Consider the following 14,423-nt stretch of genomic DNA (forward strand, 5'->3'; position numbering starts at 1 on the left):
GTAAAAAATCATGCTTCGCGCGGATCGAGCGCGTCGCGCAGGCCGTCGCCGAGAAGATTGAAACCGATGACGACGAGGAAGATGGCGATGCCGGGCCACATCGTCATCCACGGCGCCTGGCTGAGGAAATTCTTCGCGGTATTCAGCATCGAACCCCAGGATGGCGCCGGCGCCTGCTGGCCAAGGCCGAGGAATGAAAGGCTCGCCTCCGCAATGATGGCGGTCGCCACCGTCAGTGTCGCCTGCACGATGATGGGGGCAAAGACATTCGGCAGGATGTAACGCGTCATGATGTCGATGTGGTTGAGGCCGATGGACCTCGCGCCCTCGACATAGTCCTCCATCTTGACGGCCAGCACCTGCCCGCGCGTCAACCGCACGAAGATCGGCATGGCGGAAAGGCCGATGGCGATCATCGCATTGGTAAGGCTCGGGCCGAGAAAGGCGGCGAGCGCGATTGCCATGATCAGGAAGGGCATGGCGAGCAGCGCTTCGGTGATGCGGGATATCACCATATCCACCCAGCCGCCGAAATAACCTGAAATCAGGCCAAAGGGCACGCCGATCACCACCGCGATCATCACCGAGACGACGCCGGCCATCAGCGAGGCGCGGGCGCCATAGATCATGCGCGAGAGAATATCACGGCCGAGATCGTCGGTGCCGAGCCAGTGGGCCGCCGACGGCGCCTTGCGGATGGCCGACCAGCTGGTCGCAACCGGATCGGCAATCGGCAGGATCGGCGCGGCGATGGCAAGCACGGCGAAAAACAGCACGATGATCATGCCGACAAACGCCGATTTGTTGCGCTTCATTTTTTTCCAGGCGCGGCTTTCCTGCCGTGTCGCCGGTACGGATAGATTTTGATCGAGAACGGTCATGATATCAGGCCTCAGATCGTCGCCCTGAGGCGGGGGTTAAGCAGGACATAGGCAATGTCGGCCAGAAGATTCATGAGGATGAAACCGACGGCGGTGCATAAAACGATGCCCTGCACGACGGCATAGTCACGGGTGAAAACCGCATCGACCGTCATCTTGCCGAAACCAGGAATGGTGAATATCTGCTCCGTCAGAACCGCACCGGCCAGCAGCTCCCCGAAGAGCAGCGCCAGCAGCGTGATGACGGGAAGAAGCGCATTGCGGAAACTGTGCGACAGGATGATCTCGCGCGGCGAAAGTCCCTTGGCGCGGGCGGTTCGGATATAGTCCGAACTCAAGACCGCAACCATCGCAGACCTCGTGTGCCGCATCAGCGTTGCCGCAAGCGCATTGCCCAGCACAAAGGCGGGCATGATCATCGTTTCGATGGAACGGACAGGGTCCACGAAGATCGATTCATAACCGGATGCCGGCAACCAGCCGAGTTTTACCGAGACCAGCAGGATCAGCATGATGCCGAGCCAGAAATTCGGGATCGACAGGCCGGAAAGCGCAACGATATTGGCGGTGTAGTCGATCCAGGTATTCTTCTTGACGGCGGCCAGAATGCCGATGGGGATGCCGATCACCATGGCGAAGAACATCGCCATGACAGCCAGCTGAATGGTAACCGGCAGCTTTTGGCCGATCAGTTCCAGCACCGGCTGGTTGGACCGCAGCGAAATACCGAAATCGCCGGTCACCACGCCGCCAAGCCAGTTGATATATTGCAGCGGCACGGGATCGTTGAGGCGATATTTCTCGCGCAGGAATTCGATCGTCGCGGGATCGCGCTCCTCGCCCGCCATGGCGAGAACCGGATCGCCCGGCAGCAGTTTCTGCAGCGAGAAAACGAAGATTGAAATGATGAGAAGCGTCGGGATCGCGACCAGCAGTCGCTTGCCGATGTAAACAGGCATGGCATTGCCCCCGTTTGGGTCCGGTCTGGGGCCGCACGGCAAGCCGTGCGGCCCATGCGAAACGGTCAGTCCTTGGAAACGCCGAGAAGGCGGATCATACCGTCAGGCGACGGCGCCCAGCCCTTGACCTTGTTGGAAATGGCGTAGGCGTAGGGCTGGTGGCCGAGATAGATGATCGGCATATCATCGTTGAGGATGACGCTTGCGGCATCGTATTTTTCCTTGCGGACCGCATCTTCTGTTGAAGCGCGGGCCTCGTTCAACAGCTTGTCGACTTCAGGATTGCAATATTTCACATCGTTGATGCCGCCCTTGCAGGTGACGAACTGGTGCAGGTTGCCATCGGGATCGATACGTCCTGACCAGTCGGAACGGCTGAGCTGGTAATTGCCGGCGGTCTGCTCGGACAGGAGCGTGGCAAACTCGGTCGCCTTCAGGGTGACGTTGAAACCGGCCTCGGCCACCATGGACTGGATGACCTGCATCATCTGCGTCTGCGTGGTGTTGTTGGCGTGCTGAAGCTCGACATCGAGCGTCTCGTAACCCGCCTCCTTCATCAGCTGCTTGGCCTTGTCGATATCGCGCGGCGGCACCGGCAGGTTCTGGTTGAACCAGGGGCTCGTTGGCGGGAAAGCCTGATTGCCGCCCTTTGACGTCCCTTCGAAGACGATCTGGCCGATGGCCTCGCGGTCGATAGCATAGGAGAACGCCTGACGCAGGCGCTTGTCCTTGCCGAGCGGATTATCCGCACGCGCACCATTGTTCATGTTGACATACATGGCCATGTAACCCGGTCCGATGACGTCGGCATAGGTCAGTTTGGGGTCATTCCTGACGGATTCCGCATCGGAGGCCGAGATACGCTCGGCGATATCGAGGTCGCCTGCGCGAAGGTTCGCGAGCTTCACGGTGGTGTCGGGGATCGGCAGATAGACGATCTTATCAACGAGGACCTTGTCCTTGTCCCAGTAGTCCGCGAATTTCTCGAGCACGATACGATCCTGCTGGATGCGCTCGACGAATTTGAACGGACCGGCGCAGACCGGTTTCGAACCGAAATTCGCGCCCAGTTCCTTGGCCGCTTTCGGCGCGACGATCATGCCGGCGCGGTCGGAAAGCTGCGCGAGCAGGGTGACATCAGGCGTCTTCAGCGTGAACTTGACGTCCAGCGGCCCTGTCGCCTCGACCTTCTCGACCGACGAAAGCTCGCTCTTGCGGCGGGATTCCGGCAGCGTCATGTTGCGCTCGATGGTGGCCACGACGGCCGCCGCGTCCAGTGTTTCACCATCGTGGAACTTCACGCCATCGCGGATTTTCATGGTCAGAACCTTGCCGCCTTCGGACCAGGCCCATTCGGTGGCAAGCTGGGGCACGATCTTCATGTCCTGCGAGATATCCACCAGCTTGTCGCACATGGCGGTGTAAACGATACGACCGACAAAGGTGCGCGACTGTGCAGGGTCAAGCACATCGGCGTCGTCGTTCAGGCCGATACGCAATTCGGACGATAACGCCGGCGTGGTCAGGAATGCGCTTGCCAACAGCGCAGCAGTCAATGTCTGGATTTTCTTCATGTTCGTTCCTCTGGTCTGGTTATTTTGACTTTTTGTCATTGGCCGCCCCTGACGGGGCGACAGTTTTCATCAGCCGCCTTAAGAAGCCTCGGTCAGCGAATTATCGGCGCCGGCCGCAGTGCCCTCCCCGGTTTCCTCCTCCAGAAAGCCGAGGGAGGTGGCGCGGATCAGCCTTTCCTGATGCATGAGAAGATGCTGGCGCATGGCTTCACCGGCGCGCGCCGGATCACGGTCGGCGATGGCGTCGACAATGGCCATGTGCTGTTCGAAAGACGCCCTGACATTTGTTCCGCTGCGTCGGGCGAGTTCCCGTATCGACTGCCAGGCGTCATCCTGGCGGACACGATTGATGACATCGAAAATCGAGAGAAACAGCTTGTTGCCGGCGCTCTGGGCGATCTGGCGGTGTAGCGACCCATCCCACAATTCCTTGGCATCGGCATCCGTGCTCTGGCCGGTCTTTTCCACCAGCGCACGCATGCGCTCCACCTCGGCCGGCTTGGCGCGCATCGCCGCTAGCTGCGCCAGCTGCGGTTCGATGCGCAGGCGCACCTCCATGATTTCCATGAAATCCGTACCGGCGACCAATTCCGTGACCTGGGCGGACCAATCATCAGGTTTTTCACCCACAAAGGTTCCCGCCCCCTGCCGCCGCCAGATAAGACCTTCGGCTTCCAGAACCTCCAGCGCGCGGCGGATCGACCGGCGGCCGACGTTAAAAGTCTCCGCAAAGGCCCGTTCCGTCGGCAGGCGGCCATCCCTGACGAGATGATTCGCCTGAATATATTCACGCAACCGCGCCAGCGCGTAGTTGGAATTGTCGTTAGGGCCTGCCGCCACACCGCACCATTTGCTTGAACCAATCTTACATTGGTTCATTTGGTGAGAAATTTTCGCCGACGTCAAGCGCATTTTTGAGCGACAATTTTTGACGCTCAAAATATGGGCATGTGGCGTTTTTTTGACTGCGGAGATAGGACGCAGGGGCATAGCGTTCGCGCGCGCCCTGCTCTCTTTAAGGCCCGATGGAAAGCCTGATGCGCCCCGATAGATGTTCGCCGGGTGCTACGATCCTGACGGCCAGCGCTTCCCGCTGCGCCTCCGGCAAGCCGAGCGCTCCGGCGGCCATGGAAACGGGCTCGAGGCAAAGATAGCTGTCCATGCGGTGCACAGCCAGATGACCGAAAACGGGATCGGCCTCGATCAGCAGTGAAAACCTGCCGAATTCGACATGCGCATTTGACCAGTCTGTGTAGTGCAGCGTGTATCCTGTCGCTGCGGGAATGGCTGCTGTGTGGCGAGGGGTTGCGGGCTGGCCGGTCGGCACGTTCTGCGGATCCAGCGGATATTCCTTCCTTGCATTCGTTCGCGCGTTGCAGCCAAATCCTGCAGCCAGATAGGGATGCCAGCCCAGCGCCATCGGCGCAGGCGCATCCGCCAGATTGGTGATCGACAGGTCCACGGTGAGGCCGGCGTCTTCAAGCAGAAAAGACTGTTCAGCGCGGAAGGAAAACGGCCATTCCCCGTCAGCCTCATAGTGGAGTATCAGCCCCGCCCGATCTGAAGACAGGCCGGAAATCTCCCAAGCTCGCCGGTGCGCAGGCCCATGCATGGCATCAGGTGCAAGGGCCGGATGCGGCAGGAGATCATGGCGGATGCCCGCATGAACGAAGGAGCCGCCATAGAGCCTATTGTGGTAAGGAAACAGCGGATAGGCGCCGGCGCGCGGCCAGTTGAACGGCTGGAAATCCTCCCCGGTTGCTGGCGCCAGAATATCACCGTAGTCCGCGTGGTGCAGATGGGTCATCCTGCCGCCCCATGCGGGACGCAGGCGGGCAGAGAGCCGCCCGCAGGCAATCGCGATCGTTTCAGGCAAAGGCATAGGAGCCGTCAGGCCGTTTCGGCACCCGTCTCTGCCAGTGAATGTAACCGTCTTCCTGCATGGCTTTTTCATCCATTTCCACCCCCCAGCCGGGACGATCCGGCCTCAGTTCCAGATATCCGTCCTTCGGCAGATAGGGGTCGACGACATAGCGGGTTTCATCCTCGCGTTTTTCAAGATCGGTGCCGCCATAGACGTAGCATTGCCCTTTCGGCAGCCGGTATTCGAGAATGCGGAAATTCTGCTGGGCGGCGGAGAAATGCACGTTGACGGCGGTGGCTAGCGGCCCCATCGGGTTGTGCGGCGCAATGCTGACGAAATGGGCTTCCGCAAGCGTGGCGATACGGCGCATTTCGGAAATGCCGCCGACGACGCAGATGTCAGGCTGAATGATGTCCGCACCCTTCACCTGAAGAAGCCGCAGGAACTCGTTGCGATTATAGAGACTTTCACCTGTTGCCAGAGTGCAGTTCAGCCCCTGTTTCAAGTCTCCCCACATCTCGATGTTTTCGGGACGCAAAGGCTCCTCGAAGAACAGCGGATCGTAGGGGGCGAGCGCATTGCCAAGCTGGCGGGCGGCGGCGGGTTCGAAAATCTTGGCATGGGCGTCAAAGGCGATGTCGTAGTCAGACCGCACGGTCTCGCGAAGCGAGCGGAAATAGTCCGCCGAACTGCGCACCACCTCCCCCCAGCGATGGGCGTGAATATCGACGCGCCACGGGCTGAGCTTGAAGGCCGTGAAGCCCCAGCCCTCGTTGAGGCGGTCGAACTCTTCCTTTGCCGCCGGCGCATCCGGCGCCGTGTAGACGCCGGCATAGACCTTGATGCGGTCGCGCACTTCGCCGCCCAGCAGCTTGTAAACAGGCACGCCCGCCGCCTTGGCGGCAAGGTCCCACAGGCAATGATCAAGCGCCGAAATCGCAGACAGACCGAGCGCGCCGGGCGGAAAGCGGTTCTGCTGGAGAAGGAGATTGTAGAGATATTCAACCCGTGTCGGGTCCTGCCCGGCGAGGAAACCGTAGAGGTAGTCCAGCACCGGCGGCAAGGCGAGATCGGGGCCGTGGTTGTAACATTCACCCCAACCGGTCAAACCGTCATCCGTATCGAGAGCGACGATGACGCGGGGGCGGTCCTTGTCGCGGGTGACGAATACCCGCATGCGATCGATTTTCATGCTTAGTCTTCCTCATCAATTGCAGCGCGCAACGGGCGCAACACTATCGGGCGGCGATCCCGTTTTTGATCTCGGGCGGTTCGACGTAGCGGAACCTGCGGGTGCGGTCCCGGTCCCGCGGGTCCGGGCGCGGAATGGCGGAAAGAAGCGCCTGCGTATAGGGATGGTCGGGCGCGTTGCAGACCTTTTCGGCGTCTCCCACCTCGACAAGCTTGCCCCGATACATCACCCCGACACGGTCGCACATGTATCTGATTACGCCGATGTCGTGGCTGATGAAGATGTAGGCGAGACCAAGCTCGTCCTGCAGACGCATCAGCAGATCCAGCACCTGGAACCGCACCGAAACATCAAGCGCCGATGTCGCCTCATCCGCAACGATGATGCGCGGTTTCAGGGTGATGGCGCGGGCAATCCCGATGCGCTGGCGCTGGCCGCCGGAAAAGGCGTGCGGGTAACGTTCGCGCCCGGCAGGATCGAGACCCACCTGCTCCATCAGGGCGCAGACGCGTTCATCCAGTTCCCTGCCCCTGGCAATGCCGTTGACCAGCAACGGTTCGCCGATGACCTGCGCCACCGTCATGCGCGGATTGAGCGAGCCGAAAGGATCCTGGAAAACCATGCGCAATTCACGCCGCGCGGCCTTCAGTTCGGCACCTTCGATCTTGGCCAGATCGACCACCGTGCCATCTGCCCGGCGATAACGCATTTCGCCGCCGGTCGGATCGTATAGACGCATGATAGAGCGGCCCATCGTGGTCTTGCCGGAGCCGCTTTCGCCGACGATGCCAAGCGTCTCGCCCGGGAGAAGCTTGATCGACACGCCATCCAGCGCCTTCATTTCACCGAAGTGCATGGAAAGGTCGTTCACTTCCAGCACCGGCGCAGCCGTGAGATCGAGTGGAGGCCGCGCAAGCCGGATTTCCGCCTTTTGCTCCAGCTTCAAAACGGAGCCGATCAGCATGCGGGTATAGGGGTCCTGCGGGCTGTGGAATATCTGTTCGACAGCGCCATATTCCTTGGCGACGCCGTGATGCATGACCAGCACGTCATCGGCGATCTGCGCCACCACGCCCATGTCATGGGTGATGAACAGCACCGCCATGCCGTGCGCCTTTTGCAGCCGCGATATCAGGTCGAGGATTTCGGCCTGTGTGGTGACGTCAAGCGCCGTCGTCGGTTCGTCGGCGATCAACAGTTGCGGTTTGCAGGCCAGCGCCATGGCGATCATCGCACGCTGGCGCATACCGCCCGAATACTGGAAAGCATAGCGATCCAGCGCCTTTTCGGGATTGGGAATTTCCACCTGCCGCAGCAGCTCGATGGCCTCGGCCCGCGCCTGTGCCTTGCTCATTTTCAGATGCAGACGCAGGACCTCGGTGATCTGATCACCCACGGTGTGCACGGGCGACAGCGAAGACATCGGCTCCTGAAAAATCATCGCGATATCAGCGCCGCGCACCGAGCGGATGGCCCGGCTGCGCGGATCAAGTTTTGCCAGATCGAGCGACGTCCCATCGGCGCGGTTGAGGATGATCGACCCGGACGCGATGCGGCCGGGGCTGTCGATGATCTGCAGGATCGAACGGGCGGTGACGGATTTGCCGGAGCCGCTTTCGCCGACAACGCAGAGGGTCTTGCCGGGATCGATGGAAAAAGACAGGTCGTTGACCGCCCGGAAGACGCCGTTTCTGACCGGAAATTCGGTCACGAGATTGCGAACTTCAAGCAGTGGCCTGGCGGGCTTCAAGGAGAGAATGTCGCTCATCAGGACCTCACTTATTATAGGGATCGGCTGCATCGCGCAGGCCGTCACCGAGCAGATTGAGCGCCATGACGGCAATGACAACAGCGACGCCCGGCAGGAACAGCCACGGCGCGGTTGCGATCGAGCGGATGTTCTGCGCCTCGCGAAGCAGCACGCCCCAGGAAATCGTCGGCGGCTGGAGGCCGAGACCGAGGAAGGAGAGCGAGGTTTCCGCAAGGATCATCGCCGGAACAGCAAGCGTGACCGAGGCGATGATATGGCTCGAAAAACTCGGCAGCATATGGCGGAAGATGATGCGCCCTTCGGGCACGCCATCCAGCCGCGCCGCAGCCACGAATTCTTCTGTTCTAAGCGACAAGAAGCGGCCACGCACGACGCGGGCGAGCTGCGCCCAGCCGGTCAGGGACAGGATGATGGTGATCATCATGTATTGAAGCGTGGCAGGCCAGCCCTGCGGCAGGGCGGCGGCCAGCGCCAGCCAGATGGGAATGGTGGGCAGCGACAGCACGAAATCGATCACGCGCTGCATGACGAAATCGATGCGGCCGCCATAATAACCGGAGATACCGCCCAGAACGACGCCGAGCAGCAGCGAGAAAAACACGCCGACGAGACCGATCGACAAGGAAACCTGCGCACCCTGCACCACGCGGCTGAAGACATCGCGGCCAAGGCGGTCCGCGCCGAAGAGGAAGAGCGGGCGCGTCTTGTCGGCGGAAGCCAGCAGGTGGATATTCGTATTGAACAGGCCCAATACGGAATATTCGTAACCCCTGCCAAAAAGCTGGATCGGTATTTTCTTGGCCGTATCTTCCACGAACACCGCAGCCAGCGTTTCGGGGTTACGCGTCAGCTTCAGCGGATAATAATGCAGCCCGAGCGAGAAACCCTCGGTCGTATCGACGAAATGGACGCGCTGCGGCGGGTGGAAGGTGGCGCGGGCGTTCTGCAGCACCGGATCGTTGATGGCGAAGAAGCCGGGCACCAGCGCAACGATATACATGGCAATGGTGATGAACAGCGCGGCCATGGCCAGCTTGTGGCGCTTGAATGCCCACCAGATGAGCTGCCACTGCGAGGCGACGGCGGCGCGGTCCTGCCGGGCATTGGTGGTAATGGTGATATCGCTCATGGCGCCCTCCTATTCGAGACGGATGCGCGGATCGACCAGCGCAAGCAGGATGTCGCTGATAAGCGATCCGATCAGCGTCAGCGCGCAGATCAGAAGCACGAAAGCGCCGGCGAGATACATGTCCTGCGCCATCAGCGACTGCAGAAGCAGGGGGGCGGCCGTTGGCAGATTGAGCACGATGGCGACCACCACGGAGCCCGAAATAAGATTGGGCAAAAGCCATGCGATCGTGGAAATGAACGGGTTGAGCGCAATTCTGAGCGGGTATTTCGTCAGCAGCTTGAACTCGGACAAGCCTTTCGCCCGCGCCGTGGTCACATAGGGCTTGGGCAACTCGTCCAGCATGTTGGCGCGCATGACGCGGATGAGGCTCGCGGTGGAAGACACGGCAAGAATGGCGACCGGCAGCCAGATATGGGCCATAAGGTCAACCATCTTGGCGATGCTCCAGGAGGCCGTTTCATATTCGGCTGAAAACAACCCGCCGACATCGGCCCCGAACTCCACCGCCGCCACATACATCAGCACCAGCGCCAGCAGGAACGAGGGTATGGAAAGGCCGAAGAAGGAAAAGGCGGTGAAGAGATAATCGCCGATCGAATATTTGCGCACGGCGGAAAAGACGCCGATCGGAAGTGCAATGGCCCAGGTGGCGAGAAGGCTTGCGATGGCGAGAACCAGCGTCAGCGCCATGCGCTCCCAGATGAGGCCTGAAACCGGCTGCTGCCACTCGAACGAAATGCCGAAATCGCCACGGCTGATGATGCCCCATATCCACTTCAGATATTGCACGATCATGGGATCATCGAGGCCGAAACGTTCACGCAGCTGCGCCGCGGTATTGTGGTCGATGACCTCGTTGGAGGCGGCCAGCGTGGCGATATAGGTCGTCACATAGTCGCCGGGCGGCAGCTGGATCAGGACAAAGGCAAGGAAACTGACGGCAAACAGGGACGGTATCATCCACAGCAGGCGTTTTACGATAAAAAGCAGCATGTCGCTCTCGCAATCACATTGTGCCATACGCACCGCCTTCCACTAAGGAAACGGTATGCGCGTGGTCGAAACAACCTGAGAGGCGTCGCCGCGTTACGGCAGCGACGCCCATGTGGTGGTATCAGCTTGTGAAGGTGAACTGTTGCGGCAGCGCCGGGCCGGGGTTGGGCCATGTCCAGCTGTCGGGTTCCGTTTCCGGCACATTGCGCAGATTATTGCGGATGATGCCGAAACCACCCACGGCAAGGCAGAGACCGATCGTCTCGAACTCTTCCGCCGCGATATCGAAGATTTCCTTCATCTTCTCGCCGCGCTTGGCAAGGTCGGCCGTCGAGCGCGCCTCGTCAAACAGCTTGAAGCGCTTCTTCTGGCTTTCCGGCGGCTCTTCGCCCTTCTGGCCATTCGAGGTGTACCAGAGCGCCCACGGAATGGCGTAACGCGACCCCTGCGGATGGAAAGCGAAGAAATCGCGCGGATCAAGCATCGGATCGAGACCACCGGGGCCGGGCCAGACGGCGGCATCATGGGCGTTGTCATCGCCGCGTGTATAATAGAGCGCGCGTTCGATGGTGTTGACCTTGATGTCGACGCCGATCTGCGCCCATTGCGCCTTCACCAGTTCCAGCGCATCGACGAGATCAGGATAGAGCGTCGGGATGACGTCGATCGAGAAGAAGACGGGCTGGCCATCAGGCCGCAACCGCATGCCGTTGCCGTTCTTCTTGTCGTAACCGGCCTTGTCGAGAAGATCATTCGCCTTGTCGGCATCATATTCGGTGAACTGGCGCGCCAGCTTTTCATTATACCAGGGGTGTGTCGGGCGTGGCCCGGCCTGATACCCCTCACTCTGGCCGAAATAGACGATGTCGATGATTTCCTGCCGGTTGAGCGCGATCGACAGCGCCTGACGGAAGGACTTGTCCGCGAACATCTTGCGCATCGCCGGGTCTTTGTGGGTGATGTTCAGGTAGATCTGGCATTGCTGCGAAGCAGACGGCACCAGCGTCAGCAGGCGGTAGTCACCCTTCTTCATGTTCTGCGACAAGGTGGGCTTGTTGGCGAGAACGCTGATATGGCGCTCCTGAATGTCAATCTTGCCGGAAATGACGTTCAGCATCAGCGATTCGACATCCTGCGAAATGCCGAAATTGATTTCATCGATATAGGGCAGCTGGTTGCCTTCGGTATCAACCTGCCAGAAGTAAGGGTTGCGGGTCATGACCACCCGTGTCGCACCGCCGGAATAGGGTTCCTTCACCACCCATGGATCAAGCGTCGGCTTGTCGACATTCGACCAGCGGGACGGAATTTCGATATCGCCGCATTTGGCGCGGAACAGTTCGGTCCAGCTGGAGACACCCGCCGCCTTCACATCGGCATCGAGCGCCGTATTGTATTTCGGCAGGAACTTGCTGCAATAATGCTTCGGAAACAGCGTCGGATGCTGGCCGAGCGGTGTGGCGAGATTTTCGAGATAAAGCGCATTCGGCGCTGCGAATTTAAACTTTACCGTGAAATCATCGACTTTTTCGACATCGACCGCCTTGCCCGCGACGGAGAGCTGCGCCGGTGTGGCGCTGTAAAGTTCCTTGTTCTTGATGCAGTCCTCGATGGCGAACACCACATCATCCGCCGTGAAGGGATGACCATCAGACCATTTCGCGCCCTCCAGCAAATGGAAGGTGAATTGCGAAGCATCGTCGTTGACTTCCCACTTCACCGCAAGGTTCGGCAGAACCTCGGTGAAGTCCATGTTCCAGCGAACCAGCCCCTGATTGCCGACCATGCGCAGGATGCCGTTATGGTCCGACGAACCGCGCAGGCCGCGACGCAAGGTGCCGCCATAGGAGCCGATTTTCTCGTGCGGTGTCACCACCATCGGGTTTTTCGGCAGACGCTCGGCCAGGGGCGGCAATTTGCCGTCCTTTACCAGCGCCTCCAGTTGCGGCGCCTGCTTGCCGGCAGCAGCCCGCGCCGAGGTCCCGATGACGGAAAGGGCGGCCACGCCGCCAAGCCCCGCCATAAAGGTTCGGCGCGTTACGCCCAGTGAAAATGCTTCGCCATCGCGCATCGACAATCCTCCCAAAAAATCACCGGCAGCGAAACGGTTTTCACCGTACCGCGACAGCCCTCCCGGCCAGCCAGCACGCCGATCCTCCACCGGCAGTGGCAGACCATATGAGCGTTTTCAGATGATTACAAGTATTGACAGATTTTTACATATTTTTTATTCGTAGACCGGTTTTCAGGATCCGGCTTGAAGAAAAAATCGGTACAACAGCCCTCTCGCTCACAAAAACCCCGGTATTTCTGTTGCGATTGAAATGCAGGAAACCCATTAACTTCAGCGATTTGCAACGGAAGGGCTGCTGATGGACAATCAAACCGCATCTGCCGCCGCTCGAGGCGAGACTCGGCTGAGCGACATCATCTACGAAAAAATCATCGGCATGATTTCCGACGGGCGGTTTCCCGTGAACGAACGGCTGCCATCGGAACAGAATCTGGCGTCGTTGTTCGGCGCCTCCCGGCCGGTCGTGCGCGAAGCCCTGGAACGGCTGCGGAACGATGGCCTCATCGTCTCCCAGAAGGGATCGGGCTCCTATGTGCGCCAGCAGCCTGATTCGTCCGTGTTGCAACAGGTGCCTGTCGGTTCGCTTGCAGACGTGCAGCGGTTTTTCGAATTCCGGTCCGGCCTTGAATCTTCGGCGGCCGAACTTGCGGCGCGCAACTGGCAGGCCGCCGACAAAACCCGCATCGAGCAGGCCATTGCAGCGCTGGAACAATGTCTGGAGCGCAACGATCTCGGTGCGGAGGAAGACTTTGCCCTGCACGAAGCCATTGCCAAAGCGAGCCATAACCAGTTCCACATCACCGTGCGGATCTGGTTCAAGCCGCATTTCGCGATCGGCCAGTCGGTGACACGCAGCCTCAGCCTCAAGCGCACGCCGCAACATGTGCGCGAGGTGCAGAACGAGCATACGGCAATCGTGGAAGCAATCTTTGCGCGGCAGGAGCAGGCCGCGCATGACGCGATGAAAGACCACATCCTCAAGGCGCGCGCCCGCATGTTTCAGGGCGTCGGCAGCTAGAACCGTTTCCGCAATTCGAAGGATGAGGCCCTATAGGGCGATGGAGAATAATCAGTGAGCCAGCCGCGCATCATAGAGCCAAAACTCCGCTCCCTTATCGATACGCCGTTGAAGGTTGGAGAATCGCCGGCATGGGATGAGCGGACCGGCAATCTGTGGTTCGTCGATATTCTCGCCCCCGCCATTTTCTGCCTGCATCCGGGCGGAAAACTCGACAGATATGATATGCCCGCCCAGGTGGGATGTCTCGGTCTTTGCGACAATGGCCTGATCGTGGCGGGTCTCAAGACCGGCGTGCATCTTCTTGATCCCGCGACCGGAAAACTCGAACTTCTGTGCGACCCTGACGAAGGGCGGCCTGACAGCCGCCTCAACGACGGGAAGGTTGGCCCGGACGGCCATTTCTGGGTGGGGACCCGCGACGAGGCCGCGATACAGACGGGCAATGCACGCCTCTATCGCGTCGCGCCGGATGGCGGCGTAGAGCGCATCATCGATGGCGACATGTTCACCTCTAACGGGCTCGCCTGGAGCCCGGATGGCAGGCGCATGTATCATTCCGACAGCAGCGGTCTCATGTATCAGGCGTTCGATTTCGATGTCGCGACGGGCCGGCTCGGGCCGGCCGAACGTCTTCACGATTTCGCACCGGACGAAGGCAGGCCGGATGGCGCGGCGACCGATTGCGAAGGCTGTTACTGGAGCGCCGGCGTTCAGGCCGGACGTCTCAACCGCTTTTCACCGGATGGCGAGCTGTTTGAGATTTACAGGCTGCCGTTCAGGGGGCCGACCATGCCGTGTTTCGGCGGTCCTGATCTCAAAACGATCTATCTCACAAGTCTCGTCACCGAGACGGACGGAATAGCCACGCCGGGCACCCTCGTGGCCTTTGACGCACCCGTTGCGGGGGCAGCCGTACACAAGTTTTCCATCTGAAGACGCTTTCATCTTGAGGAAACCAGTTG

The 14,423-nt window shown here is 60.1% G+C and carries 12 protein-coding genes; 2 read left to right on the plus strand and 10 right to left on the minus strand.

The window, feature by feature from the left end; all coding sequences use genetic code 11:
- Nucleotides 1-8 precede the first annotated feature (8 nt).
- From CFB10_RS19475 to CFB10_RS19520, 10 genes are all read right to left on the minus strand, one after another.
- On the minus strand, nucleotides 9-881 hold the full coding sequence (locus CFB10_RS19475) for an ABC transporter permease (protein ID WP_020009872.1): 873 nt from the start codon (nucleotides 879-881) through the stop codon (nucleotides 9-11).
- An 11-nt stretch (nucleotides 882-892) separates the two neighbouring features.
- The gene (locus CFB10_RS19480) at nucleotides 893-1,840 is read right to left on the minus strand and encodes an ABC transporter permease (RefSeq protein ID WP_003505689.1); all 948 of its coding nucleotides are present in this window, start codon (nucleotides 1,838-1,840) and stop codon (nucleotides 893-895) included.
- Between the two features lie 65 nt (nucleotides 1,841-1,905).
- Nucleotides 1,906-3,414: an ABC transporter substrate-binding protein gene (locus CFB10_RS19485; protein WP_026363539.1), complete on the minus strand. Its 1,509-nt coding sequence runs from the start codon at nucleotides 3,412-3,414 to the stop codon at nucleotides 1,906-1,908.
- Nucleotides 3,415-3,492: 78 nt separating this feature from the next.
- On the minus strand, nucleotides 3,493-4,293 hold the full coding sequence (locus CFB10_RS19490; protein WP_026363538.1) for a FadR/GntR family transcriptional regulator: 801 nt from the start codon (nucleotides 4,291-4,293) through the stop codon (nucleotides 3,493-3,495).
- A gap of 136 nt (nucleotides 4,294-4,429) precedes the next feature.
- Nucleotides 4,430-5,296 (minus strand): galactose mutarotase, encoded by an 867-nt coding sequence (locus tag CFB10_RS19495; RefSeq protein WP_026363537.1) that lies wholly within the window; start codon nucleotides 5,294-5,296, stop codon nucleotides 4,430-4,432.
- Entirely contained in the window at nucleotides 5,283-6,470 is a 1,188-nt protein-coding gene (locus tag CFB10_RS19500) for a galactarate dehydratase (protein WP_003505685.1), read from the minus strand. The genes CFB10_RS19495 and CFB10_RS19500 overlap by 14 nt, the downstream gene beginning before the upstream one ends.
- Before the next feature lie 43 nt (nucleotides 6,471-6,513).
- On the minus strand, nucleotides 6,514-8,238 hold the full coding sequence (locus CFB10_RS19505; protein ID WP_020009868.1) for an ABC transporter ATP-binding protein: 1,725 nt from the start codon (nucleotides 8,236-8,238) through the stop codon (nucleotides 6,514-6,516).
- 7 nt (nucleotides 8,239-8,245) lie between these two features.
- The gene (locus tag CFB10_RS19510; RefSeq protein WP_020009867.1) at nucleotides 8,246-9,370 is read right to left on the minus strand and encodes an ABC transporter permease; all 1,125 of its coding nucleotides are present in this window, start codon (nucleotides 9,368-9,370) and stop codon (nucleotides 8,246-8,248) included.
- Nucleotides 9,371-9,379: 9 nt separating this feature from the next.
- Nucleotides 9,380-10,366 (minus strand): ABC transporter permease, encoded by a 987-nt coding sequence (locus CFB10_RS19515; RefSeq protein WP_003505682.1) that lies wholly within the window; start codon nucleotides 10,364-10,366, stop codon nucleotides 9,380-9,382.
- A 121-nt stretch (nucleotides 10,367-10,487) separates the two neighbouring features.
- Complete coding sequence (locus CFB10_RS19520; RefSeq protein ID WP_020009866.1) at nucleotides 10,488-12,437, minus strand: ABC transporter substrate-binding protein; 1,950 nt, start codon at nucleotides 12,435-12,437, stop codon at nucleotides 10,488-10,490.
- Nucleotides 12,438-12,738: 301 nt separating this feature from the next.
- Here CFB10_RS19520 and CFB10_RS19525 point away from each other — a divergent pair, with 301 nt between their 5' ends.
- On the plus strand, nucleotides 12,739-13,458 hold the full coding sequence (locus tag CFB10_RS19525; RefSeq protein WP_020009865.1) for a FadR/GntR family transcriptional regulator: 720 nt from the start codon (nucleotides 12,739-12,741) through the stop codon (nucleotides 13,456-13,458).
- A gap of 54 nt (nucleotides 13,459-13,512) precedes the next feature.
- Nucleotides 13,513-14,394, plus strand: coding sequence for an SMP-30/gluconolactonase/LRE family protein (locus CFB10_RS19530; protein ID WP_020009864.1), 882 nt, complete (start codon nucleotides 13,513-13,515; stop codon nucleotides 14,392-14,394).
- Nucleotides 14,395-14,423: the final 29 nt, after the last annotated feature.

Source organism: Agrobacterium sp. 719_389, assembly GCF_900188475.1.
GTDB classification, from domain to species: Bacteria; Pseudomonadota; Alphaproteobacteria; order Rhizobiales; family Rhizobiaceae; genus Agrobacterium; species Agrobacterium radiobacter.